The organism is Mesorhizobium sp. M0045, assembly GCF_040323385.1.
Taxonomy (GTDB): Bacteria; Pseudomonadota; Alphaproteobacteria; order Rhizobiales; family Rhizobiaceae; genus Mesorhizobium.
This window is the reverse complement of record NZ_JAMYUY010000015.1, coordinates 77466-99844: the sequence shown is the minus strand read 5'-3', so window position 1 is coordinate 99844 and position 22379 is coordinate 77466. Positions and strand designations below refer to the sequence as shown.

General features: G+C 60.8%; 19 protein-coding genes. 4 read left to right on the top strand and 15 right to left on the bottom strand.

The window, feature by feature from the left end; translation table 11 throughout:
* The 11 genes from icmH to tssA are packed head-to-tail and all read right to left on the bottom strand — an operon-like array spanning position 1 to position 11995.
* Positions 1-1323 carry a type IVB secretion system protein IcmH/DotU gene (icmH, locus tag NKJ72_RS22305; protein ID WP_352479419.1) on the bottom strand — a complete coding sequence of 441 codons (1323 nt, stop codon included), beginning with the start codon at positions 1321-1323 and terminating at the stop codon, positions 1-3.
* A gap of 4 nt (positions 1324-1327) precedes the next feature.
* Positions 1328-2662: a type VI secretion system baseplate subunit TssK gene (gene tssK / locus NKJ72_RS22300; protein ID WP_352479418.1), complete on the bottom strand. Its 1335-nt coding sequence runs from the start codon at positions 2660-2662 to the stop codon at positions 1328-1330.
* A 39-nt stretch (positions 2663-2701) separates the two neighbouring features.
* Complete coding sequence (tssJ, locus tag NKJ72_RS22295; protein WP_352479417.1) at positions 2702-3157, bottom strand: type VI secretion system lipoprotein TssJ; 456 nt, start codon at positions 3155-3157, stop codon at positions 2702-2704.
* A 3-nt stretch (positions 3158-3160) separates the two neighbouring features.
* Positions 3161-4615, bottom strand: coding sequence for a type VI secretion system-associated FHA domain protein TagH (gene tagH, locus NKJ72_RS22290; RefSeq protein WP_352479416.1), 1455 nt, complete (start codon positions 4613-4615; stop codon positions 3161-3163).
* On the bottom strand, positions 4612-5679 hold the full coding sequence (gene tssG / locus NKJ72_RS22285) for a type VI secretion system baseplate subunit TssG (RefSeq protein WP_352479415.1): 1068 nt from the start codon (positions 5677-5679) through the stop codon (positions 4612-4614). Before tssG ends, tagH begins: the two co-directional genes overlap by 4 nt.
* Positions 5643-7517, bottom strand: coding sequence for a type VI secretion system baseplate subunit TssF (gene tssF / locus NKJ72_RS22280; RefSeq protein ID WP_352479414.1), 1875 nt, complete (start codon positions 7515-7517; stop codon positions 5643-5645). The genes tssG and tssF overlap by 37 nt, the downstream gene beginning before the upstream one ends.
* A gap of 1 nt (position 7518) precedes the next feature.
* Complete coding sequence (tssE, locus tag NKJ72_RS22275; protein ID WP_352479413.1) at positions 7519-8274, bottom strand: type VI secretion system baseplate subunit TssE; 756 nt, start codon at positions 8272-8274, stop codon at positions 7519-7521.
* Positions 8261-8722, bottom strand: a complete 462-nt coding sequence (locus tag NKJ72_RS22270; RefSeq protein WP_352479412.1) for an Hcp family type VI secretion system effector — start codon at positions 8720-8722, stop codon at positions 8261-8263. The genes tssE and NKJ72_RS22270 overlap by 14 nt, the downstream gene beginning before the upstream one ends.
* A gap of 46 nt (positions 8723-8768) precedes the next feature.
* A complete protein-coding gene (tssC, locus tag NKJ72_RS22265) occupies positions 8769-10271 on the bottom strand; it encodes a type VI secretion system contractile sheath large subunit (RefSeq protein WP_352479411.1) in 1503 nt (500 codons plus the stop codon).
* Positions 10272-10273: 2 nt separating this feature from the next.
* Positions 10274-10810: a type VI secretion system contractile sheath small subunit gene (gene tssB / locus NKJ72_RS22260; protein WP_352479410.1), complete on the bottom strand. Its 537-nt coding sequence runs from the start codon at positions 10808-10810 to the stop codon at positions 10274-10276.
* A gap of 6 nt (positions 10811-10816) precedes the next feature.
* A complete protein-coding gene (tssA, locus tag NKJ72_RS22255; RefSeq protein WP_352479409.1) occupies positions 10817-11995 on the bottom strand; it encodes a type VI secretion system protein TssA in 1179 nt (392 codons plus the stop codon).
* A 338-nt stretch (positions 11996-12333) separates the two neighbouring features.
* Between tssA and tssH the strand changes: the two genes are divergently transcribed.
* From tssH to NKJ72_RS22240, 3 genes are all read left to right on the top strand, one after another.
* Positions 12334-15084, top strand: a complete 2751-nt coding sequence (gene tssH, locus NKJ72_RS22250; RefSeq protein ID WP_352479408.1) for a type VI secretion system ATPase TssH — start codon at positions 12334-12336, stop codon at positions 15082-15084.
* A gap of 254 nt (positions 15085-15338) precedes the next feature.
* Positions 15339-15572, top strand: a complete 234-nt coding sequence (locus NKJ72_RS22245; RefSeq protein WP_352479407.1) for a hypothetical protein — start codon at positions 15339-15341, stop codon at positions 15570-15572.
* 528 nt (positions 15573-16100) lie between these two features.
* Positions 16101-16481, top strand: coding sequence for a hypothetical protein (locus NKJ72_RS22240; protein ID WP_352479406.1), 381 nt, complete (start codon positions 16101-16103; stop codon positions 16479-16481).
* Between the two features lie 380 nt (positions 16482-16861).
* Here the strand turns inward: NKJ72_RS22240 and NKJ72_RS22235 are convergent, their stop codons facing one another.
* Together NKJ72_RS22235 and NKJ72_RS22230 are read right to left on the bottom strand one after the other, a co-directional pair.
* Positions 16862-18265 (bottom strand): recombinase family protein, encoded by a 1404-nt coding sequence (locus NKJ72_RS22235; protein WP_352479405.1) that lies wholly within the window; start codon positions 18263-18265, stop codon positions 16862-16864.
* A 929-nt stretch (positions 18266-19194) separates the two neighbouring features.
* Positions 19195-19446, bottom strand: coding sequence for a hypothetical protein (locus NKJ72_RS22230; protein ID WP_352479404.1), 252 nt, complete (start codon positions 19444-19446; stop codon positions 19195-19197).
* Between the two features lie 25 nt (positions 19447-19471).
* Between NKJ72_RS22230 and NKJ72_RS22225 the strand changes: the two genes are divergently transcribed.
* Positions 19472-19648, top strand: coding sequence for a hypothetical protein (locus NKJ72_RS22225; RefSeq protein ID WP_352479403.1), 177 nt, complete (start codon positions 19472-19474; stop codon positions 19646-19648).
* A 463-nt stretch (positions 19649-20111) separates the two neighbouring features.
* Here the strand turns inward: NKJ72_RS22225 and NKJ72_RS22220 are convergent, their stop codons facing one another.
* A complete protein-coding gene (locus NKJ72_RS22220) occupies positions 20112-20417 on the bottom strand; it encodes a hypothetical protein (RefSeq protein WP_352479402.1) in 306 nt (101 codons plus the stop codon).
* 662 nt (positions 20418-21079) lie between these two features.
* Positions 21080-21964, bottom strand: a complete 885-nt coding sequence (locus NKJ72_RS22215; protein WP_352479444.1) for a hypothetical protein — start codon at positions 21962-21964, stop codon at positions 21080-21082.
* Between the last annotated feature and the right edge of the window lie 415 nt (positions 21965-22379).

Sequence of the window (22379 nt, the reverse complement as noted above, 5' to 3'; positions counted from 1 at the left end):
TCACAGCCTCTTTTCGACCAGCACCTCAACGCGCCGGTTCAGGGCCCGGCCCTCGCGCGTGCCGTCGTCGGCCACTGGATCCGTGGCTGCCCGGCCCTCGGAATGGACGCGTTCCGGTGGCACTCCGTTTTGTACCAGCATGTCGGCAATGGTCTGGGCGCGAGCCTCTGACAGCCTTTGGTTGGTCGACAGCGGATTGGTTCTTTGCAGAGGAACGCCGTCCGTATGTCCGACCACAGTGATGTTGCCGATCAGATCACGATTGGCGAGGATCACCTTGGCGATCGAGCCGATCAGCGGCTCGAATCCTTCCGTCAGTGTTGGCCGCGACGACTGGAACAGTTCGGGGTTGGATGCCTGGATGACCAGCTTGGCCAGCGAAACGCTCTCCGTGCCGCTGAGAGCCGATCTGAGATTGCCCGGCGCCCCGGCCTCAAATTCGGGCAGCAGTGCGAAATCCACAGTCTCCGGCGGGGGGGCATCGACTGTTGGCGATATGCGGCTGATGTCGCCACGGGTCGGCGGCGGCAGGGCGCGGACCAGTGCTGAAAGCTCCACCGCCTGGCTGCTTAGCCCCATCGAGAGCCCCACATAGGTCGCGGTAGCGATGACCGCCGCGGCCAGGGCCATTACCCAGATCGGAACGATGAAGCGCTGCGGCTCGTCGGATGCGATGACGCCTTTCCAGTTTGGCGACAGCGGCGCATTCTCGGCATCGGCATCGCGCAGGAAACGGGCCGCAGCCACGCGAACGGCATTGAGCGAGCGATCGCCCGACCGGCCGGGCACGCGATACTTGCCGCGAAAACCAAGTGCCAGGCAGTCATACTGGAGTTCCAGCAATTCGCGATCTCGGTTTGGATGGCGCTCCAGTTCGTCGAGCCTTGTAAAGAACTGCGTGCCGGCGTCGACATCGCCGCGCAACATGACCACAAGCGGCTGACGCGGCCACGCGCTGGCCCCGCCCCAGGGCGTGTTCAGAGCCAGATCGTCGAGCAAGGCGGCCACCACCCACGCTGCCTGATCGGCCCGTTCCATCGACGACCCCGCCGCCATGGCAGTGTCGCGTGCCCGAACCAGTTCTTCGAGCAGCCGAGTGCGTAACAGTTCCGGATTTTCCGGTGCCAGCGCGCTTTCAAGCTCAGGCGCAAACTCGAGCAGGGCCGCGAAGGCGTTGACAAGGCCGTTCGGGTGCGTGCGCGAGCGTTTTACCGGCCCACCCGGCAGGGACGCCGCCATCGGCCGCGGCATCGGCGTACCGGTCAGCCTGATGCGAGTGCGTTCGCGATCCTCCGACAGTCCGAAAGGATCATCCCGGCTCATGGTTTCACCTGTTCACCGAATAGCAGTCCACCTGCGGTTCACTCGGCAGTACACCCGAAACGCCAATGACGAAGCCTGGGGCACCGAGCAGCGATGCCCAGTGCTCGCTTTTCTGGTCGAGCTCAAGGCACAGCCGATCGCCGTCATAAGGAATTTCGCGGGGTTGCGAATGAAGCGGTTTCAGCGGGATGCCGGGCAGGCGGGACTTCCACAGGCCCTCGAACTCATCAGCCGAGCCCACAGTCGCCTGGTTGACGAATATCTTGCGTAGCGCGTCCTCCGATAGTTCCGAACCGACCCGGATGACGATCCGGCTGGCCACCAGCAGTTTCGGATTGTCGATGCGGATTTTCCAAACATTGGTCGAATGGCGCATGACAGGCAGCGCGCGCGATTTCGGCTCGATGTAGCGCAGGCTTAGGATCAGTGAGCGCAATGCATCCGCCAGCGCCGAAAACGGCGGGCCGGGCGCCATGTGATCGTAAGCCGGCAGCTCGCCCAGTCGCCGCGCGCTCGAGCCGTAGGTCGCCATCGAACCGGCTAGCCCGGCCAGTTCCAGGTAGAGTTCGGCCGGATGGAAAACATCCTGCGCCAGCATATGGGCCAGCCGCGGACGCGCCGCGTTGGCGAGGTTGAGCATCAACAGGTCTTCGACGCTGCGCCCTGGCCCGCCCATGACCATCTTGCCATGCGCCTCGGCGATCTGGTCAAGGCCTGTGACGACTTCCAGAAGCAATTGCCGGTACCAGGCCACTGCACCAGTAACCAGGGCCGGTGGCAGGAATGTCTCGTCCAGCGAAACGCCGCCATCAGCGCGAACCCCCTTGATGTCGGCTATCGGCAGGGCGGTATAGCCGCCGACCGATTTGCCAGGTGCAAGCAACAGCGATTGCGGTCGGGCGATTTCGATTTCTTCGGGGTCTGAACCGCCCTGGACGGAATCGCGCACTGAAACGATCCGTCCATGATAGCGCGCACCGCTGGGTGGCGCATGCGCGGGATCGAAGCCAACGCCGCCGGCCGGCTCAAGCGGCAGAGCGATCAGCACTGGTCCGGCGCCTGTATCCGGGGTGACCGGCAGCGGACGCGGCCCGTCCATCAGATCCGGAATGGAGAAGGGGGTTCCGTCAGGGAAAATGCCTCGTGCAGACAGGATCGAGATCTGGCCGGCATCGAGCAATGCCTTATCCAGGGTCAGTTGCTGAAAGCCGAACGTGTGCAGCTGGCCGGCCTGCAACGCGCCGCGCACAGTCGCCTCGAAGAAACGGTCCTGCTGCTGGAAATGCTGGGTCCGCAGAAAAAGGCCTTCGGACCACAGCACCCTGTTTGCATCGCTCATCCGGCTACTCTCTGCATCGAGCTCCCCTTGCCTTGGCCGTCAGGCTGAAATGCCGCCGCTGCCGAGTGTGACATTGATCGCAAAGTTTGATCCGGGCGAAACCGATTTGGTCGTCCGCCAGTTTCGCCCGCCAGGCTCACGGATAAGTGCAACGAAGCCCAGGGCCGTCGCATCCGGTTCAACCGTAATGGTCTTGGTCGCGGTTTTTCCAGGCGCGACGGCAATCTGGTCGGATCCGATGAGATCACCTGCCAGTGCCGAGCCGGCATCCCCCTGCAAGGCAAAGTAGTCGGCGGAATTGAACTTACCGGTGCTGCGCAGCCGCATGGCCAGCACCGTCACTGGCCTGTCGCCGCCGCCCGGTCCAGGGTTCATGCCGGCCGCCCCTGACAGCTTGACCGTGATGACCGACGGTTTTGGCGGCCCGGCGCTTTGACAGGCCGTAAGCAGCCCGGTCGCACCCAAGGCAACGATAAATTCGCGTCGATCGATCATGTGTTACTCCTCCTCATATGCATCCCGAAAATCGGCGCCGATTTCGCCGAGAAAGCTTTTTTCCGCGCTCTCGGCGATTTCACGGTGGCGTTTCTGGTAAAGCTCCCACAGCTTGGCGCCGCGCCCGCCCGACAACAGAGTGCCGATCGCGGAACTCGATTTCAGCTCTTCTTCGATGGCTGCCGGCTCAAAACGGTCGACCATCCGCCGCAGAGCGGCCTGCACGCCGCGCCAGGCGCGCACATGATGTTGTGCGAGGTCGCGAACCGCATCCGCGATAGCCGCTTCGCCGGCCAGAAATCCGGGGCTGCGTTCGGCGATAAGCGTCACTATCGCGTCGTCGACCGTCGGCAGAAACTTGAGTGGATTGACCTCGGAGGCTCCGACCATTGTCTGCGCAACGCGAGCATTTCCCTTTTCTTCGGCACGCTTGCGCAGCAGCTGCATCAGTCCTTCCATCATAAGCCGGTATTCGCGGCCGAACTTTTCCATCTCGGCGACGGCGTCGCGCCCGGGAAAATCGGCTTCCGCGACGCCCATGCCGCGCAGGAATGCGGTGCGAAGCGCCATGTCGGCGAGCTGCCTCGCAGGCGGCGGGCGGGCGGGGCTGGGGCCTGCCGGCATTGGGGGAGGGGCATCTGCCGCCCGCATGGGCACGTCCCAGGGATTGGCCGCTTGCTTTGGTTGGGCGTCACGCTCGCGCTGACCGTTTGAGCCCGCATCGCTTCCCCGGCTGGGCGCCGCGGCTGGCCCAAAACCGAAGTCGTCGTTGAATTCCGGCAGCTTTGCCGTAGCCGGCTCCGTCGCGCCGTTGGGGAACGATCCCGAGTCGAGGCCGGATGGGTCTGTCTGGTTGGGCGTGCCGGCCGCTTCTGCGGTGCCTTTGGAAACAGGCGTTGAGATTGGATCGAGGCTGAACGGGTCATCGAAAGCAGGCGAGCTGCGCTGTCCGGAATTGGCGCGCTCGAACGCACCCGTGATCGGCTGCTCGAACGGGTTCGGCAGCCCGGCTGGACGTTGCCGGTGGGGCTCTTCTTCCACGGTGGCTGAAAAGAAATCGTCCCGGCCGATGCTGACCGGCGCCCGAGACGCCGGCCGCGAGCGCTCCGGAACTGGCGCTGCTGCTGCTGCTTGAGTGCTCGACGTCTGCAGATCGACATACACGACGTAATCGCCCAGTCTCAGCCGCATGCCATTGCGAAGACGCGTCGACTTGCCGGCGCCGAGCGGGCTGTCGGAGTCGTCTATGAACAAACCGCTGCTCGACGTATCGGTGACGAAATATCCGTCGCGCCCACCGGTGATCCTGCAATGGGCGCGTGAAACGAACATGTCGGGATCGTCGATCTTCCAGCCGGCGTCCGCGCTGCGGCCGATCACCAGTTCCCCCTCGTCAAGCCGGGCCTGCCGTACCGCCTGGGTGCGTGGCCCTTGCTCCAGCGTCAGCAGCAGACTCATGCCGCGACCTCCGCCCCTTCCTGCCGCCAGCCGACTAATGTCCGCAGCCGCAAGTCTTCAGCATCGCCCCTTTCAGCGGGCCGCGCAAGCCACGCGGTCCGGGCGAGTTGCACGGTTCCAATACGCGGCGGCGGAACGGCATCGCGCGCCAGCACGATGCGCACATCGACGTCGAGCGATTCGCCGACCATGTCGCTAACGGCCTGCTTGAACAATCTGAGGCGCTGACCGCCCGGCAGGAACGCCTTGAAGTCCTCATAGCCCAGCGGGCCGACACGGAGCTCGATCCTGCTTTGACGATTGAAGACGCGCGGACCGATCGTTGCTCCGCGACCGAGCGCTGCGTAGGCTTTGCCAAGGCGGGTCTGGAGCGCCGCTGGTATGGTCATCCAGGCAGCGATGAACTCCCTGATGTGGACCGGCACCTTGAACGCCTCCGACAGGAACAGCGTCAGCCGCTCGGGGCCGTCGACCTGATAGGCAAGCGAAGCGGCCTGACGCAGCTTCACGGCGTCCAGTTCGGGGCTGTGGGTGCCGGGAAGCCCTATCCCCGCCATGGCTTCGAGCATGGCGCGAACGCGCCCACCAACTGGGCGCTCGGCCTGAACCGCCGGATGCGCATCCGCCCACGCCCTGTAATACAGCGCGATCATGCGGTTCTGAAGAATGTTGACGAAGTCCATGAAGGTCGTGTCGCTGGTCTGCTGCGCATCGGCACCGGTGAACCAGCGTTGCGACAGGCGATCGAGCACCCAGCGCGTCAAATGCAGGGGCATCGGACCTTCAGGTCCCATCAGACCAATGTTTGCGACCGTGACCCTAGCGGGCGCTTTGTCAGTCGCTTCGCGAAATTCTGCCAAGTCCTTGGCCGAAAAGCTGAGCCGGACGTGCTGCCCGAGCCGCGAGGGTTCGCGCTCCGGCGGGCCGGAATAGCCGAACAGCCCGCCTCTTCGTTCGAGTCGGCGCAACAGCTCGAAGAAGTCGAACGCATCTGACAGCTCTTCGGACCGGTGCACGCCAGGCTTGTCTAGATCAGGTAGCGATTGCCGGGCGTCATCGGCCATGGCACATCCTCCTGCTTCTGCAGCAGCCATGTGCGGGTTCGCACAAAGCCGTTTATTCCGGCATGACGGGCAAACAGCCGTGCCAGCAGGGCCGAAAGCAGCAAGGTGCTTTGCCCCGCCAGGACCGATTGATCGACATGCAATGTCACCTCCGTGCCTCGTCCGAAGCACATCGGCCCATCGATCTGCAGCCGCTCGATGACCGACCGGGAGTCGATGCGCACGATCGAGTGCACATTGCGGGCGAGGCTCGGGTCTCCCCTGTCGGCGTAAAGCTCAAGCAGCGCATGCAGCGGCTCCACGCCGCGACCTTCCTTTGCCAGGCTTAGAAAGTTGAGCGCGAGCTGCGCTACAAGCCGCCAGGCGAGATTGTCGGCTCGCGATTCACCCGCCGCGCCCGCCGGCAGCGCTGCGGGGATGGCTGGGCGAGGCGGGCGCAATGCGCCGAGAAGCCGGATCGTTTCGACCGGATCGCCGGCTTCCAGCGTCAAAGTAGGGTTGTCGTCAAGGATCGGCAGATCGCGGTTGGTGCAGAGCGCCACGATGTCGACGCGCTTCAGCGGCCGGTTCGGTGGACTTTCCGCTGGGCGTGAAATCGCCAGGAAAACGTCGTCCCCCGTGTATGAAGTGCGGGTGAGGCCGTCGCGCCGTTCCTCCTCCGTCGGGCGGCGTGGGCGCCGTTCGGTGGAATAAACCCAGCCGCTGCCGCGGTTCTGTCCCAGGCTGAAGAGCTCCGGGATTGTGGCGTCGCTGCCCTCGCTGTCGGCGTCCTCGACGCGGATAACCCGATAGATTTCGAAGTCCCGCGCTCGCGTGCGGTCGGCATGCAGCACCTGCCGCGTTTTGCGCGGATCGAGCTCGACGACGTTGCACTCGCGTTCGAACAGATTGATGATCGGCGTTGCGAAAAGTTCAAAATCGGCCGCCATCAGATCGGCAAGTTCAGGCGCCGGACGCCTGAAGATGAAGATGATCTCGAGCTCGGCTGTGCATCTGCGCACGATGGGCTGCAACTCCGAAACCCGAGCATAGTGAAAGCGCTCCGGCATCATGAAATGTTCGCGCAGAAGACGATATCCTTCGAAGGTCGGACGTGTACGAGGCATCAACGCCTCGTCGTCGCTGATGCCGACCATTTCGGGTGCCGGCAACACCGATATTGGGTTGGTCTTGCCTCCCGGTCGTGCACCAACGGCTGAGCAGGCGCCGAAAATCGCATCGAAAAGCAGTGGTGCCTTGGTGCGCGCGGCAAAGTAGAGATCAAGGCGGTCGAGCGACAGTTCGTCGAGCTTGCCTTTTCCAGTGCGAGCGAGCGTGATGCGAAGCGCCGCCTGGCCATCCACACCGCCGATCCGCGTGATGCCGGCTGCCGCCAAGGCGCTGCGATCCTGAAAGTACCCGACCGAGGTGATGGCTATCGGCCACAGCGTGATGTCCTGGGCGGTGGTGAACGTGCAACGCGTCGACAGGCCAGGCTGGAGGCTGGAAACCAGCCGCGTATTGCGCTTGACGACATGACCCCCAATCATTGTCTGGACCTGCTGTCCAGGTTTGAGCACCACCATGGCCGTTGCCGGGGCCGGCGTGACAAGATCGGGATAGAGAACATCAAGAACGGCTCGCGAGAAGCGCGAGCGTTCCGCATCAACTTTGAGCCGGGTCCGTGCGGCCAAGAAAGCAACACCGTCAAGCAGCCGCTCGACATAGGGGTCCGGACAGGGGACCGTATCGAGTGAAAGGTTGCGCGCCACCGCCGGATGCATGTCGGCAAATTCTGCCGCCAGCGCACGGATATGGGTCAGTTCCTCCTCGTAATATTCTACGAAGACCCGATCCATCTCAGGCTTCCCTAAATTCGGTCCGAGCCAAGCCGTTATCGAGATTGATGGTGGTGCGCAGGCGCATGCGTTCGGGTGTCGGCGTCATGATCAACACCGCATCTATCTCGATCTTCAGGCCCACGGTTTTGTCGCCAAGGGTTACCGTAACCTTTGTTGCGCTGTCCTTGAGCCGCGGCTCGAAGGTGGCAAGCACCGAGCGGATCTCGCGCGCCAGGGCCTCGCGATCGAAGTCGCGGGAGGAACGGCCCGAGAAGGAAGGCACGCCGTAATTGACGACGCTGCGACGCACCTCCGGAAAATCTGCGAGCGACGGCGGGTTGTCCGCTGCCTGGTCGCTTTCAAGATCGGAAAGCAGCGGTACGGCCTCGAACCGTTCGGTGTTGAACAAAGCCTCGACATCGCGCCGCACAGCCTCCTTGAGCACACGAACCGACACCACCACGCTGCGGCTTTCGAGTTCGGCGCGGTGCTGGCTCTGAAAGGCCAGGCGATGCAGACGCCGCTTCTGGTCGGCGGTCAACTCCGCGTCGGCGTCGATGAGCCGCGCACTGGCCGCAACCAGGTTGTCCAGCCGCTCCGCGCCAAGCTCGTCCTGCAGCGCCTGGCGCAGCCCGTCTATCTCGGAGGTCACGCCCGGCAGATCGTTTACGAGGCGGTCCCATAGAGAGGGCTGGACCGCTTCGCGCTTTGCTCGCGAGCTGCCGCTACCCAGCGACTTGTCCGCGCCGGGCCGCCGGGCCTCACTTGCCGACATAGACATCCATTTCGATTTCGTCGTTGTCGTCGTAGACGAACTTTATCTTCTTGTAGGCAAAGCTGACCTCTTCCTCGATCAGGTCCTCCTCATCCTCGGCCTGCGACATGTCGTATTCCATGATCGAGGCGTCGGTGAGTGTGACGACCAGGTAATCCTTGGTCTCGCCATCAATGGTCCGCCGTGCCGAAAACACGACTTCGTCCAGCGCCTTGTTCTCGAACAGCGCCTTTTTCAGGTAGGGCGAGGACTTGTCATAGTGCTTGGTGAACTTGATCATCCCCAAGGAAACACGACCGCGACGAGACAACGAATTGGGATCGTAGGGTGCGACCATCTTGTAATCGACCCCATGGATTTCGATTTCGTCCTCGTGGCCGTCTCGAACGCTTGGGCCCTTGATATCTGGAACCTTCAGAAAGCCATCAATCTTCGTATTTGTGGGCATTTTCCTTCTCCACCGCTTTCAAAAACCAAGATGTTGTTTGTACAAATCAAGTCTTCACCGACGGAAGTTCCGACACCAGTCGGAGCGAGGCATTGATGCCCTCCAGCTGATAGTGCGGGCGCAGATAGAAGCGAGCATTGTAGTAGCCGGGCCGCCCCTCCACGCTGTCCACCTGGACCTCGGCGGCGGCAAGCGGGCGCTTGGCGCGCGCCTTGTCGTCGGCAAAGGCCGGGTTGGCCAGCACGTAGCGGTTGATCCATTCGGTCAGCCAGATCTGCATATCGGAGCGTTCCTTGAACGAACCGACCTTGTCGCGCGCGATCGCCTTAAGGTAATGGGCAAAACGCGACACCGGAAACAGATAGGGCAGGTTGGCGCTTAGCCGCTCGTTGGCCTGTGCATCGGGGTCGACCAGCCGTCCTGCCCTTGTCTCGTCGTCCTGCAGCGAATGCGCGCCAATAAAGGCCGCGAGATCGGTATTCTTTCGATGCAGGATGGGCATCAGGCCGAGCTTGGCCAGCTCAGCCTCGCGCCGGTCGTCGATGGCGACCTCTGTCGGACATTTCATCGCTATCGAGCCGTCATCGGTCGGGAAGCTGTGCACCGGCAGGTTGAGGACCGTGCCGCCATTTTCGACACCGCGGATCTGCGTGCCCCAGCCATAGAGCTTGTGGCTGCGGTTTATATTGACGCCCATCGGGAAGGCGGCATTCATCCAGACATATTTGTTGTGATCGCCGTGCACCTCCTCCTCGAAGGTGAAGCCCTTCACCGGAACGGTGTCCGTGCCATACGGCAGTCGCGCCAGAACGCGAGGCATGGTCAGGCCGATGTAGCGCGCGTCCTCGCTCTCGCGCAGCGACTGCCAGGAGGCATAGGCCGGGTTGGAGACGATCTGCTGCAGGTCTTGCGGGTTCGGCAATTCCTGCCAGCTGTCCATACGGAACAGGCGCGGCGAGGCAGCTGCGATGAACGGCGTGTGCGCAGAGGCGCAGATCCCGGAGATGTTGCGCAAAAGACCGACGTCGCGCGGGTGGTTCGAGAATTCGTAGGCGCCGATCACACAGCCGATCGGCTCGCCGCCAAGCATCGAATACTCGTCCGTATAAAGTTTCTTGAAGATCGGGCTCTGATCCCACATCTGGCCCTCATAATCCTCGAGGGTGTCGGCCAGCTGCTCCTTGGAAATGTTCATCACCCGGATCTTCAGCTTCTGATCGGTCTCGGTATTGTTGACGAGATACCACAGCCCACGCCATGTGCCCTCCATTTCGCGCACTTCCGGCGCGTGCAGGATTTCGTTGACCTGTTCCGACAGCATCTTGTCGATCCCGGCGATCAGCGACTTGATCGACTTGATCGCATTGGACGAGATGGTGGTGGTATCGGACCGTGTTTGCGCTGCAAGCGCGAGATTGCGCACGAGCTGCTGCAGCTTCTCGCTGTCGTCCTTCTTGACCTTGAAATCCTTCTCGAGGAGCCCGCTGAATTCTCCAAGATCGATGGTTTCCGCCTCGGCGACGGCGGCGGTTTTTTGCTGTTCGGCCATGGTCATTCCCCTGCCTTGTCGTCCGCCAGCGCCTGGCTGGCGATCTTGCCAAGAAGCGGTTCATTGTTCAGCAGTTGCGCAATGCGCTTTTCGGCATCCACACGCCCGTCCATGAAGCCGAGAAGTTCCTCGAGCTGGCGGCGCATCTTGAGGATTTCGGCCAACTGTGGGACCTGCTCGGCAATCTTGTCCGGCGCGAAGTCGCCCATCTTGGTGAAGGTAAGGTCGAGCGCCAGCTCCTCGTCCCGCTCGGCGCCTTCGGCCTGGGGCAGCGTATTCTTCACGCGGGCTTTCACGCGTGGTCCAAGTGCCTCCATGAAACGCGGGAAACGGTTCGCATCGGTCTCGACAAAGGAGCGGTCCAGTACCGACTTCGACGCTTCCTTGGTCTGCGAAGCGCCTGAAAGGTCCGCCATGACGGCCATGACGAACGGCAGCTCGATTGTCGTTGGACTGCCATAGGTTTCCACGTCGTAGGCGATCTGCACCCGCGGCGCGCGATTTCGTTCGATGACCTTGGCTTTGCTTTCGGCTGGCATTGCTTGCTACCTTTCATCCTTCTGAGCCGTCTTCTTGGCATCGGGAACGCCGGCAAGCAGCCGGAACTCCTTCAGTCCCGACGGGGCGAGATCTTCCATCAGTTCAACAAAATCCATATGCACCATCCGGCGCACACGGCGGGCGAGGTGGGGAATCGGGCTCGACGGTTCGGTCCGGTCATAAAAGGCGACGACGAGGTCCAGGCATTTCACCACGTCGTCGCGCGAAGTAATCCGGTCGGGAAGTCCGGTGCTCGAGTCAGCGTAGCTAGCCACACTTGCCATAGTATCGGCTCCATGACCGTTTCGGGCAGGCATTACCTGTTCTGCCGGCGAAGCGGACGGCTTTACTGCGCCATTCGCCATCGCGCCGGCAGCCGAGTTGCGCTCGAGGGTTGTCAGCAAACGCTGCAGGAACCGTTTTAATTCCGGAATGGTGGTCCCGCCGCTGCCTTCAAGGCGAGCGTTGAGGGCTGTCTCGACGGCTTCCAGTGCCGCGACCGCCGCGCGCGCATCGGTAATGAGCGACTGCATTTCCTCGTTGGCTTGATCCGCCTGTGCCGCGCACCCGGCACGGACACGGTTCAACAATTGTCCATGCGCACTGACAAGCGCTGCTTTTTCGGCCGCGTTCAATCCTGACGCTGCTTCTTGTAGCATGAGGCGGTCGTCGAGCGCAGCTTGTTCCAAATCGCGTCCGCTGATCGGTCCGATCGAGCGTGGCGCAAACAAAGTCATTTGCCGCAGGTTGGCCAACAGCCCGTCCTGACCATTTTGAAGGTCGAGCAGCGCATTGATGCGGCGCAAGGCGGCTTCGCGAGGCGACGTGTTGGGCCGCAGCGCCGGGTGCATGGTTTCCCAATGCTGGTCGAATGTCCGCCCAATAAGCGTCAGACCCTGCGCCAACCCGGCCAGTCCCTGCTCGTTGGCCAGTGCGCGTGTGACAATTACAATCAGGCGCAGGTCGCGGCCACGCGCGCGCAATTCCTCGGCCTTGGTGATTACTGCTGGCCAGTCGACAGGAATGGTGCTTTGCGAGACCGGCTTGTTGTTGCCGTCATGGACAACCTTGACCTGAGGCTCTGTCAGGCGCTCCAGTTCGTGAAACGCCGGATCGTTACGCAAATCCTCTCCCGACGGATTTTCACCGTCGAGCGGAGCAAGCCAGAGTGCGACGTCGATCACACCGATCCCCCAGTCACCGGCCCTGAGGCCGAACCTGCCGCTACGTTATCACACGGTTGCGCTTTTCCACAATTCAGCGAGTACGGAAAAAATTAACAAAAGCTAATGCAGCCTTGTCTTGATTGTTGAATCCGCCGGCGTGTTTGCCGGGCCGTGGATCGGGAATGCGTCTCACCTGGGCTGTCAGGCTCGTGGTTGTTTGCGGCCGCGATGCGGCATCTTCGACGAATGATGGGAGCCCGCATAACGGTGCATCGAAACCTTTGTTCATCCCGCACTTTGTCAAGCGGCTGCTTATGTGGCAGGTTATCGACTTGCAGAGTGCAGGAGCACGTTCGATGGAACAGCGCCGGTCATCGCAGAGCTTCAAGCGCAAGGAACTGGTCGGCAAGCTCAACCCTCTAGGGTTGCGCGCCTTCAAGGCAGCGGCTGACAGTGCCAAGCTGCGCGGCAATCCTTACGTCGAACTCGTCCACTTCATCGAGCAGCTGGTGCTCTCCGACCGCTCGGATGTGCAAATGATGATTGCCGATGCAGGACTGGATGCGAGCCGACTTACGGCCGATATGACGCGCGCGGTGGACAAGCTGCCCTATGGCGCAACCTCGATCGAAGAGTTTTCCGACCATATCTTCCACGCCATCCAGGAGGCCTGGAATCTGGCAACACTGGAATTCGGCGTGGAGGAGGTCCGCAGCGCACATGTTCTGCTTGCTTGCCTGAAGACACCGGTGCTGGAAGGCCTGCTGTCGAAGATCAGCGGCGAGTTCGACAAGATCGACGCCGACGCCGTCGTGACGCGCTTCGCCGATGTCACGGAGGGCTCACTCGAAGCCGGCGCTGCGCCAACGGTCACCGCGACAGAGGCCCCGCGGCGGACTCCGGGCGGGGATTCGGCATTGGCCAAATACGCCACCGACCTGACCCAGCGCGCCCGCGATGGAAAGATCGACCCGGTCGTCGGTCGCGATCCTGAGATCAGGCAGATTGTCGACATATTGATGCGACGCCGGCAGAACAATCCGATCCTGACCGGCGAGGCGGGCGTCGGCAAGACTGCAGTCGTGGAGGGTTTTGCTCTGCGCATCGCCAAAGGCGATGTACCGCCCCCACTGCAGGGAGTGAGCGTGCGCATGCTCGACGTCGGATTGATGCAGGCAGGCGCTAGCGTAAAGGGTGAATTCGAAAAACGGCTGAAGGCCGTAATCGACGAAGTTCAATCCTCTGAATCGCCGGTCATCCTCTTCATTGATGAAGCCCACACCCTGATCGGCGCCGGTGGTGCTGCCGGAACCGGCGACGCTGCCAATCTGCTCAAGCCGGCGCTGGCACGCGGCGAGCTTCGCACGATAGCGGCCACGACCTGGGCGGAATACAAGCAGCACATCGAGAAAGACCCGGCACTGACCCGCCGCTTCCAGGTGGTAAAGATTGACGAGCCTTCGGAATCGGTGGCCATCCTCATGTTGCGCGGCGTGGCCGGCGTCCTCGAACAGCACCACAAGGTTCAGATATTGGATGAGGCGATCGACGCGGCGGTCGGCCTGTCACATCGCTACATCCCGGCGCGGCAGCTGCCGGACAAGGCGGTCAGCCTTCTCGACACCGCCTGCGCCCGTGTTGCGGTATCGCAGCACGCCACGCCAGCCGAGGTCGAGGACATCATGCGCCGCCGCCAGGCGCTGGAGGTCGAGCGCGGCATTATTGGCCGCGAGGCTGCAATCGGCATCGAAGTGGCCGAGCGGCAGGCACGGGTCGAGGCTGGGCTTGCCGAGACCGAACGCACGCTCGCAGCCGCGCAGCAGCGCTGGGAGCGCGAAAAGGCGCTGGTGGCCGACATACTCGAATTGCGTGCAAGGCTGCGCGGCGACGGCGTGCCGCTCGATGCCGTGGAAGGGCACGAGGCCGCCACGGAGACCAAGAGCGGGGAGGTGCCTGAGACCGAACTGTCCAATGCCGAGGCGAAGGTTCCGGCGGCAGGTGGTCCTGCGCCTCCCGATCCGGCTGCCGATCTCGCTCGGCTGCGCGAACTGATGAGCGAACTGGCCGAGGCGCAAGGCGAAACACCGCTGATCCTGCCATCGGTCGACCGCAACGCCGTGGCGGCCGTGGTTCAGGACTGGACGGGCATCCCGACGGGCCGGATGCTGTCGAGTCAGACGGAGAAGGCGCTGCGGCTCGCGGTCACTCTGTCCGAGCGCGTTGTCGGACAGGATCATGCGATGGAGATGATCGCCAAGCGCGTGCAGACCAGCCGCGCCGGTCTCGGCGCTCCGGAAAAGCCAGTGGGTGTATTCCTGCTTTGCGGCCCCTCGGGCGTCGGCAAGACCGAAACCGCTTTGGCACTGGCCGAAACGCTCTACGGCGGAGAGCAGAACCTGATCTCGATCAACATGTCCGAATTCCAGGAGGCGCATACGGTCTCTACCTTGAAGGGCGCGCCCCCCGGCTATGTCGGCTACGGCAAGGGCGGAATTCTCACCGAGGCGGTGCGGCGCAAGCCCTATTCGGTGATCCTTCTCGACGAAGTCGAGAAGGCGCATCCGGACGTGCACGAAATCTTCTTCCAGGTGTTTGATAAAGGGATGATGGACGACAGTGAAGGCAGACGGATCGATTTCAAGAACACGCTGATCCTTCTCACGTCGAATGTCGGCTCCGAAGTCATCATGGACCGCACAAGGAATGGCGCGGTACGGGCAGGGCTCGATGAACTGGACACCGCATTACGCAGCCCGTTGCTGAAGGTCTTCCCAGCGGCCTTTCTCGGCCGGGTGGTGACCATCCCTTACTTTCCGCTTTCCGATTCGATGATCGAAGCGATCACACGTCATCAATTTGCTAAGATTGCTCGCCGGCTGCGTGCAACCAACGACGCGGAATTGGTAATCGGCGACGGTGTCATGGATCTGGTCAAGACCCGCTGCACGGAAATTGAATCGGGCGGCAGGATGATCGACGCAATTCTGACCAACACGCTCCTCCCGGAGTTGAGCCGCGGTGTGCTGAACCGGTCGCTCGCTGGTGAAAAGATGACAAAGGTCACTGTTGGCGCCTCAGGCCAAGGGTTTACCTATTCCTTCGAATAGGAGCGCGAATATTATGGCGGCTCCTTTCCTCGGCTGTGGCGAGCGTTGCGGCAACCAATGTTACCATCAATGCGGCTGCCTGAAATGTCATTTCCCGACCCATGCCCCCGACTGAATGTCCTCATTCCGCTCATGATCAGGAGTGCAGGTCAATCACGTCCGACAAAACGCAAAAAACCGCTGTCAATACCAACTTCTTGCGATGGATTTGCGCGGCGGGGATAGGCAGGCTTCGGGGCGAAGGAGTGCCCGCCATGACCGTCCTCGCTTACAGCCTCGCCGCCGACGCACAGGGAACGTGGAGAATCGTCTTTGTGCCTGACGATCTGCATCTCTATGTGGAATTCAGCCGGCCGAACGCTGGGTCAAATCCGGTGCACTGGCAGAGCGTGGATGATTTCCTTGCGTGGCGCCCTACAGGTGCGCTCCACAAGGATGCGCTCGATCGCTTGGTTTCGCTAATTTGCCAGTCGATGAGCGGCCCCTAAACGAAAAAGCGACGGAGTGATGCATTCGACAGTGTCAGGCCTAGCCGTTCCAATGTTGCAGCTCCACGCACGCACCAGCTCAAAGCTTGGTTTCTTTCTGAGGAGGCGCGCTGGGATCAGGACAATCAGGATGTGGCAAGTTTTCACACGGAGAGGGCTGGTCGCGAACGCCGCCATAGTGTTTCACGAGTTTTGCGAAACCTTAGGCGAAGGCGAAAAGAAGCGCGAGGACAACCGCTATTCGGACGGCCATGGGGTATTGTATCAGGATCCCGCTCCGGAAGGGCGCGGATCACTTCCCTCGCGCAATTTCCTTCGCGAGATCCCCCGTTTCACGAAGCCCTGTCGCTGATCTCGTCAACCACCGGTTCGTCGCCGAGCGTGCATTTCATAGCTCAAAATCAGACCGAGAGAGCGTACCGCTAGGAGCGAACAAAAGCCCGCCGCACCTTTCGGCACGGCGGGCTCTGTTGGGACGATTCCAAGGCTATGCGGCTACCGCGTGCGAACTGCGTTGAGGGCGATTCCATGGGTGTCTTGTTTCAGGGCAAGATTTTTGGCAAGTTCTTCGCGTTTTGGGAGAGGGCAACAACCATGAAATCATTTTGCGTGGGCAGCGTGTCCGTTGCAGCAATGGCGATTTGTATCACCTCATTCGTTTCAACCACCGTCCACGCCGGTTCGATCGCTTACGAAACTGGGTATCAGAAAGCCGCGTATTTGAATTGTTCTCAAACAGTTTACAACGAAGACGCTTTCGGAAAATTTATGGCCCAAGACGATAAATATATAAATACCCGCGATTATAAGCGTGGCTTTGCCGCGTTGGAAGCCGGCCTGAAAAGTGATCACCGCAGCAAAGTGTGCTTCGATGCCGCTCGCGCCAGCAGTTCGTGGACGGACCGCTGACTGGCGTCGCCCCGTCCGGACCGACAAGCCTCACCCGCAGTTTCTGCTCATCTTCTTCCATCACAAGGTGTCCACCTATTTTGGTGGACACCTCATGCATCAGAGCACTCAACAGGTGCAGGGAAATTCGCGCTTACGTGCAACGAACTGAGACGCCTCGCTCTACTGACCCCATCATGCGGCGGGCTAACGTCGACCGCGAAGAGAAGCGCGTGACCCGCGGGGCGACATGGTCCGGTCGATTATCAGGTCGAGCTTGACCTCGACGACCCCAATCAGAGAAGCTTGGTAGACGAGATCAGGTGGGAGCGGCGGGACAGCTCCGTGACAAACAGAGTCGGGGCTCCTCATTGAAGAGCCGCAGCTTCGGTCTGTTCTTGTCATGCGCCTTTTTTGCCCTGAGCATTTGAGACGTCGCGTCGGAGCCTTTCCGGGCCACTGGGCCGTATACGCGCTAGCGCGCTCAGCTTTAGCTCCGACTCCAGCCCTGGAAAGCCAGCCAGCGTATAGGCCGCGGCCATCGAGCCAAACCGCTTTTTGAACACACGGTATATGGGCAGAGCGGAGTCCGCATTAATCAGCGACAATGTGAGGTGCCCGTGAGCGGCGCGCAGCCGCCGAAATCCGTCTAGAAGCTCTTCGTTCGAGTACTTTCGCAGAGCTCCCCGCCGATCCGGTACGTAGCCGACCGCCGCATAGACCGCCTTCAAGCTGCCGAAAAGCCGGACATAGCACTGTCCTGACGCAGTATACGGACAAGCATTGATCACGGTGAGGCTGAGTCGTTTCTTCTCTTTCAATAGCCGCTTCAGATTCTTGAGCATTTCGGGCTTTGTATAGGTGTATCCGCGCTTTCCCCTTGCGAGTTGCGCCCTCCGGAATATTTGAACCGTTACAATGGGCTCCATGACCCGGATTCGGACCCATTTATCGGGAGTGTTGGGCTTTGATTGGCTGCTCATACTATGCGACGTTCGGTTGTAGACATAGTAGCCTATCATCAACTCGCTTTTGAGAAGAGATGCGACGCGCCCGGTCGTCCACACATAGCCGTATGTGGAGGGCACTCCTTCCTTGTTCAGACGAACCGATATGCCGGCCATGCTCTGCCCTTCAACAACAAACATGTTGAAGATGCGCCTCACAAGCTCGATTTCGTTTGGCGGGCCGGGCACAAGGAGAACGCGGTCGCCAGCGAGCCCCTTCTGTTCTCCAGGGCCGAGAAGGCCTCTGGGCTCGCCATCTTTATCCAGCAACAGTCGCCTGACGCCGTAGGGCACAGGTCCGCCCTGGCTGAATCCGAGACGAGCCTGCTGCAGGTGCGCTCTGGACACCTTTGCGGATAGCTCGCGGCTGTACTCGCTTGCCATCACCCGTTTCATATTCTTGAGGATCGCAGAGACCATGCTGCCGTCGTTCTCGAATTGTTCGCCGCAATATTCCACCGCGACGCCTGCATCACGACAGAGAAACTGGTAATGAGCGGATTGGTCCGTATCCGGAAAGCGGCCCCAGCGGCTGACGTCAAGGACGAGGATTGCCGAGAAAGTCTTTTGGCCAGTCACGACATCGGCCAGTAACTGCTTCAGTCCGTCGCGACCTCTTATGCTCAGGCCGCTTTTCCCAGCGTCTTCGTAGGTTTGGACGATAGTGTATCCGCGCCGCGCCGCGTACTCCGTAATGGCCATCGCCTGGTTCTCCAGCGAATAGCGTTGATGTTCAGTGGACATGCGAAGGTACTGTGCCGCACGAATAGGGCGCGCTGTCTGCAACTCGAAAGCCATGGGTTCTCCTTGGGCTTGAACAAGCCCAGAGACACCAAATGTCTTTCAGAACTCTGTCGCATTCGGTAAAACCCTATTCGGCGGCCACGAAATTGGGCGCCCAGATCTCCTAGCAAATGGATGAGTGGACAGCGCAAGTTAGCGACCTAGTGTCTTGCGGTCGCAATCCGGATTGCCGGCCGGTCCCCAGCCTTGAATGCAGGTAGGCAAGTAGCTTTGCCAGCGCCAGCGGCCTGACAAAACTTTCGTCGATTCCTGACTTCAGGAGCGCGTAATGCTGGGTCTCGGCACCGGGCGCGATCAAAGCGACCACGGGGGGTGCGGGCATCCTGCGTGAGCCGGCTACAGCTCTGCACCATGTCGTTGTCCGGCCGGCAGTCCAGCACCAGTGCGTGGACCGGCGTTTCAGTAGTCATGTGGAGGATTCATCGACGTTGCTCGCCAGCGCACTGGTAAAGCCGTCCACCGCAAGGATATGGCTGAGGATCAGATAGAATTCTGCGTCATGTGAGCATATCACGATCAATGGCTTCATGGCAGGCAGAGAAGCCGATGGTTTGCGGTCACTAGAAAAGGCGGAGCGAGGAAAATTGAAGTACGAATGGGCGGACAATCCTCACCTGTTTATACCAGTAACAGCCTGCGTCGTTGTATTGGCGCTGAGCTTCGCAGCTATGTTCATCTCACTCGCAAGCATAATTCTGCGAACAGGTTTCTATGGTTCAATTGATGAACACAACCTTCCTTGAAGCGAGTGAACGGGAAACCGGGATCCCAGGCTTCATGCTCAATTTTGGTCACCCCGCTTCCAGATGGCGCGTCGTACAATAGCATATGGCGCTATCGTCTTTATCGGCACCTTCGGTGTGATGGCGCTTATTTTGATTGTTTTCGGTCACCCATCCTAACCGGAATTTCAAACTGACCCACTACCCGCCGCCGTGGTGCTTGTCGGCACCTCCACCGGCTTTTTCGAGTTCCAGACCTTCTCGCATCCTATTGCCGGAATTGCCTAGCGTCGCTCCCTGCTTGGAGACCCCTCCGGTCGCTCTTGACGTGAGCTGATCCTGAGCGGCATTGCGTCGTCGTTGCGGGTGAGCATCGCTGCCGAAACCGGACATCCGGCCTTTCATTAGGCGCAATAACTTTGAAACAAATCCTGCTGGCAGGCGTTCCAGCATAGCGGGCGGGTTTCCGGAGGACCCAATGCCCGACGAATACAATGACATCGTCATCCCTCAAGACCACGACGCATTGCCACTTCGGGAGGAGGAGTATTTCGTCGTCTGCCCGGCGTGCGGCCAGGCGTTCGACATCAGGTGTATGGCAGAGGCGCTTCATCACAACGAGCTGGGCCATCAGCCCTACGACCTCGACTCGTAGTCGGCGGTTTTCGAGGACCGAACGTCGAGCCTGATCGAGACCAATATCAAGCGTAAGTTCTCGCTCATCTGCCGGCGTTGCCGACTGGTCAGCTTAAACGAATCCCTGTCGCGAGGGCGTAGCTTTGCCGGCACGCTGTGTCGTGACAGACACCTTGCAGGCTTTCAGCGACGACTTTATTGCCGTTGCAGTTGTTGTCGATGTGGCCGTGGCGCCGTCACCGACCGGTTGTTAACCCAGGGGAGGGCGCTTACTCCACCGCAACCATGTCGTCCAGTTCCGTCGCGACGCACCGAAGCAGACTTTTTGCGGGCATCGGTGGCGGGACGAACATGTGATCTCCATAATGGCTACGAGCCGGCGCGCCCATCGCGTCTGACCGGCGACCAACCGCTCGCTGCAGAGAAAGTTCCCGTCGAGCGGGATGCCCCGCGCCGACACCGGCTGTTGTCTCGCCAGAGCGTTAACCCGTTGAAGTCCGGCGATGCTTTCTCAGCCGAGTGATCGCCGACTTGTCGACAGTAATCACCCCGCCGCAGTCAACGCGCACAGTGAGTTTGTTCCCTCCGCAATCGATGCGGGTGACGTCCCCAACAAGAACCACTCGGTCGCCGGCGCGGACTTTGGGTGGCGGATCAATCGTATAAGGATGGTCATACGAAGGAATGCTCACCCTGGCGCGCCCGCTGGGGAGAATCGCGATGACGATACCTGCTAGCGCAACCTCATCGCCGACCTCAAATTCACGGGGCATGTTAACGTGCAGCATGGTGTTCCTCCCGATGCTTTCCTAATTCACGCTTTGCTAAATTAATGCCCGGCCAACCAGGTTGGTTGCTTGCAATCGACTTCGTACGGTTCCGCACAATTCCAGCTGGGGTATGCACTCCCAGTTGGCCTCGGATCGGCCTTGTGTGCGTCAATTCTACAGAAATGGTTTTAACATTTCAGCGATGACCTTGGCGCGCCCGCCCAACCACGTGTTAGCGAAGCGACGGACTTCCTCTCGGTCCGGCGATGGCCATAAAATGGCTGGTTCGCGTTCAGGCACGTGGCTCCGGCAAGTTCGAGGAACGCCGACGCCAGAAACAGGTATCGCCTGCTGTTCCCAAAGTGACGGCTCCCTCGGAGCGGAAGTTGAACACCGGCCCACCGTTAGGTCCGGCTTCCAACGTCATAAAAGCCGCTCGAGGGCGCTTTACCTGCAACGCTGGTTATTGGAGCCGGCTCGTCAATGCGGGTGTCGTGCGCCTAAGCGCAAGTCAAATTCGTTTTCAGGCTCGGGATATCAAGGCCAGCGGCGCTATCATCCGGTAATATTCAGCCAGGCCATATGTTGTTTGCTATCGTTGCACATGGGAGGCTCCGATCGGGGGACATTTCAATCACAATGGCAACCGGACAGACGCTGGAAGCGCCGAGCCTGAAAGGCTAGAACGATGACACAAGCTTTGCCCTTCTTCGCGCCAGGCTTCGAGCTTTTTGGCGAGCGATCCTGAGCTCGGGCAGCGTTGGCTGCCACCAGCCTCGTTGCCGTTCCGCTAACCCGGCAGCACGCCGAGCGGGCCATGTTCTAATCAATTCAGCCAACGTGGCCGGACGCCATCTGCCCCAGACATGGTCGACCTTCGCCTCGATTAAATGCGGATAGAACGCTGCTAACTCCGAGGCGTCGACGAGTTCACCCGAAATCTCGGTGAAGACGACGATGCCGTATTGCTCCGTCGCCACGGTAAGGCCAAGCCGGGGTAAATCGTCAGCAGGCAATGGATAGCGACGTCGCCTGCGTTCGGCATACTGCAATCTAGCGGCTTTATATTCCTCGGAGTCTTTGGACGCGTCCCGTCGCCGTTTCCTCTCCTCCGGTTCTGCGCGGCCTGCCGCCCTTTCGATGCTTGGCCAATGGCGCCTCAACTCCTCGTAAGAACGGAAAGGCACCCTCCAGGCCCGCAGTTCGTCGTCCCAGCTCGCCCATGGAACGGCTCGCAGTTCCTCGAGGACCGTCCGCGAATATGGCGTGCGGATGCGCAGGTCGTCCGCGATTTCCAGATACCGGCTCGACAGGGGATCGAAGGCGAAGGCATCCCGTCCCTTGCTGTCATCATGTGCTGCTCGTAGGTCCGCCTCTTGCGCAAGCCAGCGCTGGATCCGCCGCGCTGCAGTCTTTCCCGGCACGAACCAGCTTTTGCGCTCGTCACTCCACCTGGCGCGCGGGAATGTCTGTCGAAACCGCTCAACCGCCGCGCGATCGTACGGAAAGCGCGCTTCGGCACCAGTAGCTGTCTGCGGTGCAGCAGAGACGTCGGATTTTTCCATCAGATTGCGAAGCACAACACTGCTCCCAAAGAACGCGGTGCAGGTCATTTGGGTCCGAAAACACCAGGACGTTCGGTCAGAGCCGCAAGGGGAAGCCAATGAGGCGATCGGTGAAACTGCTCAACGCCCTGGCGTGGCGAAACCTTCGCCGCGCCGGACCGTTTACTCTGCTCCAGGAGAGGTCCACTCATGCCCAGACGAGATGCAAAAAACCCAACGGCCAGACGGCCAACGAGCCCTCGTTCGCGTCCCCTGAAAGGCGAGGAGACGGAAGTTAACCACATCGTCGAAACGCAAAGTTTGTCGCCAGCCCAGGCGCGAGAGCTTGTACGGCGCCACGGAAACGATTGGCGTAAGATCGATGAAGCCGCCAAGTCCTATAAGGACGACAGCTAAGCACTTCCAAGCCGGGGGA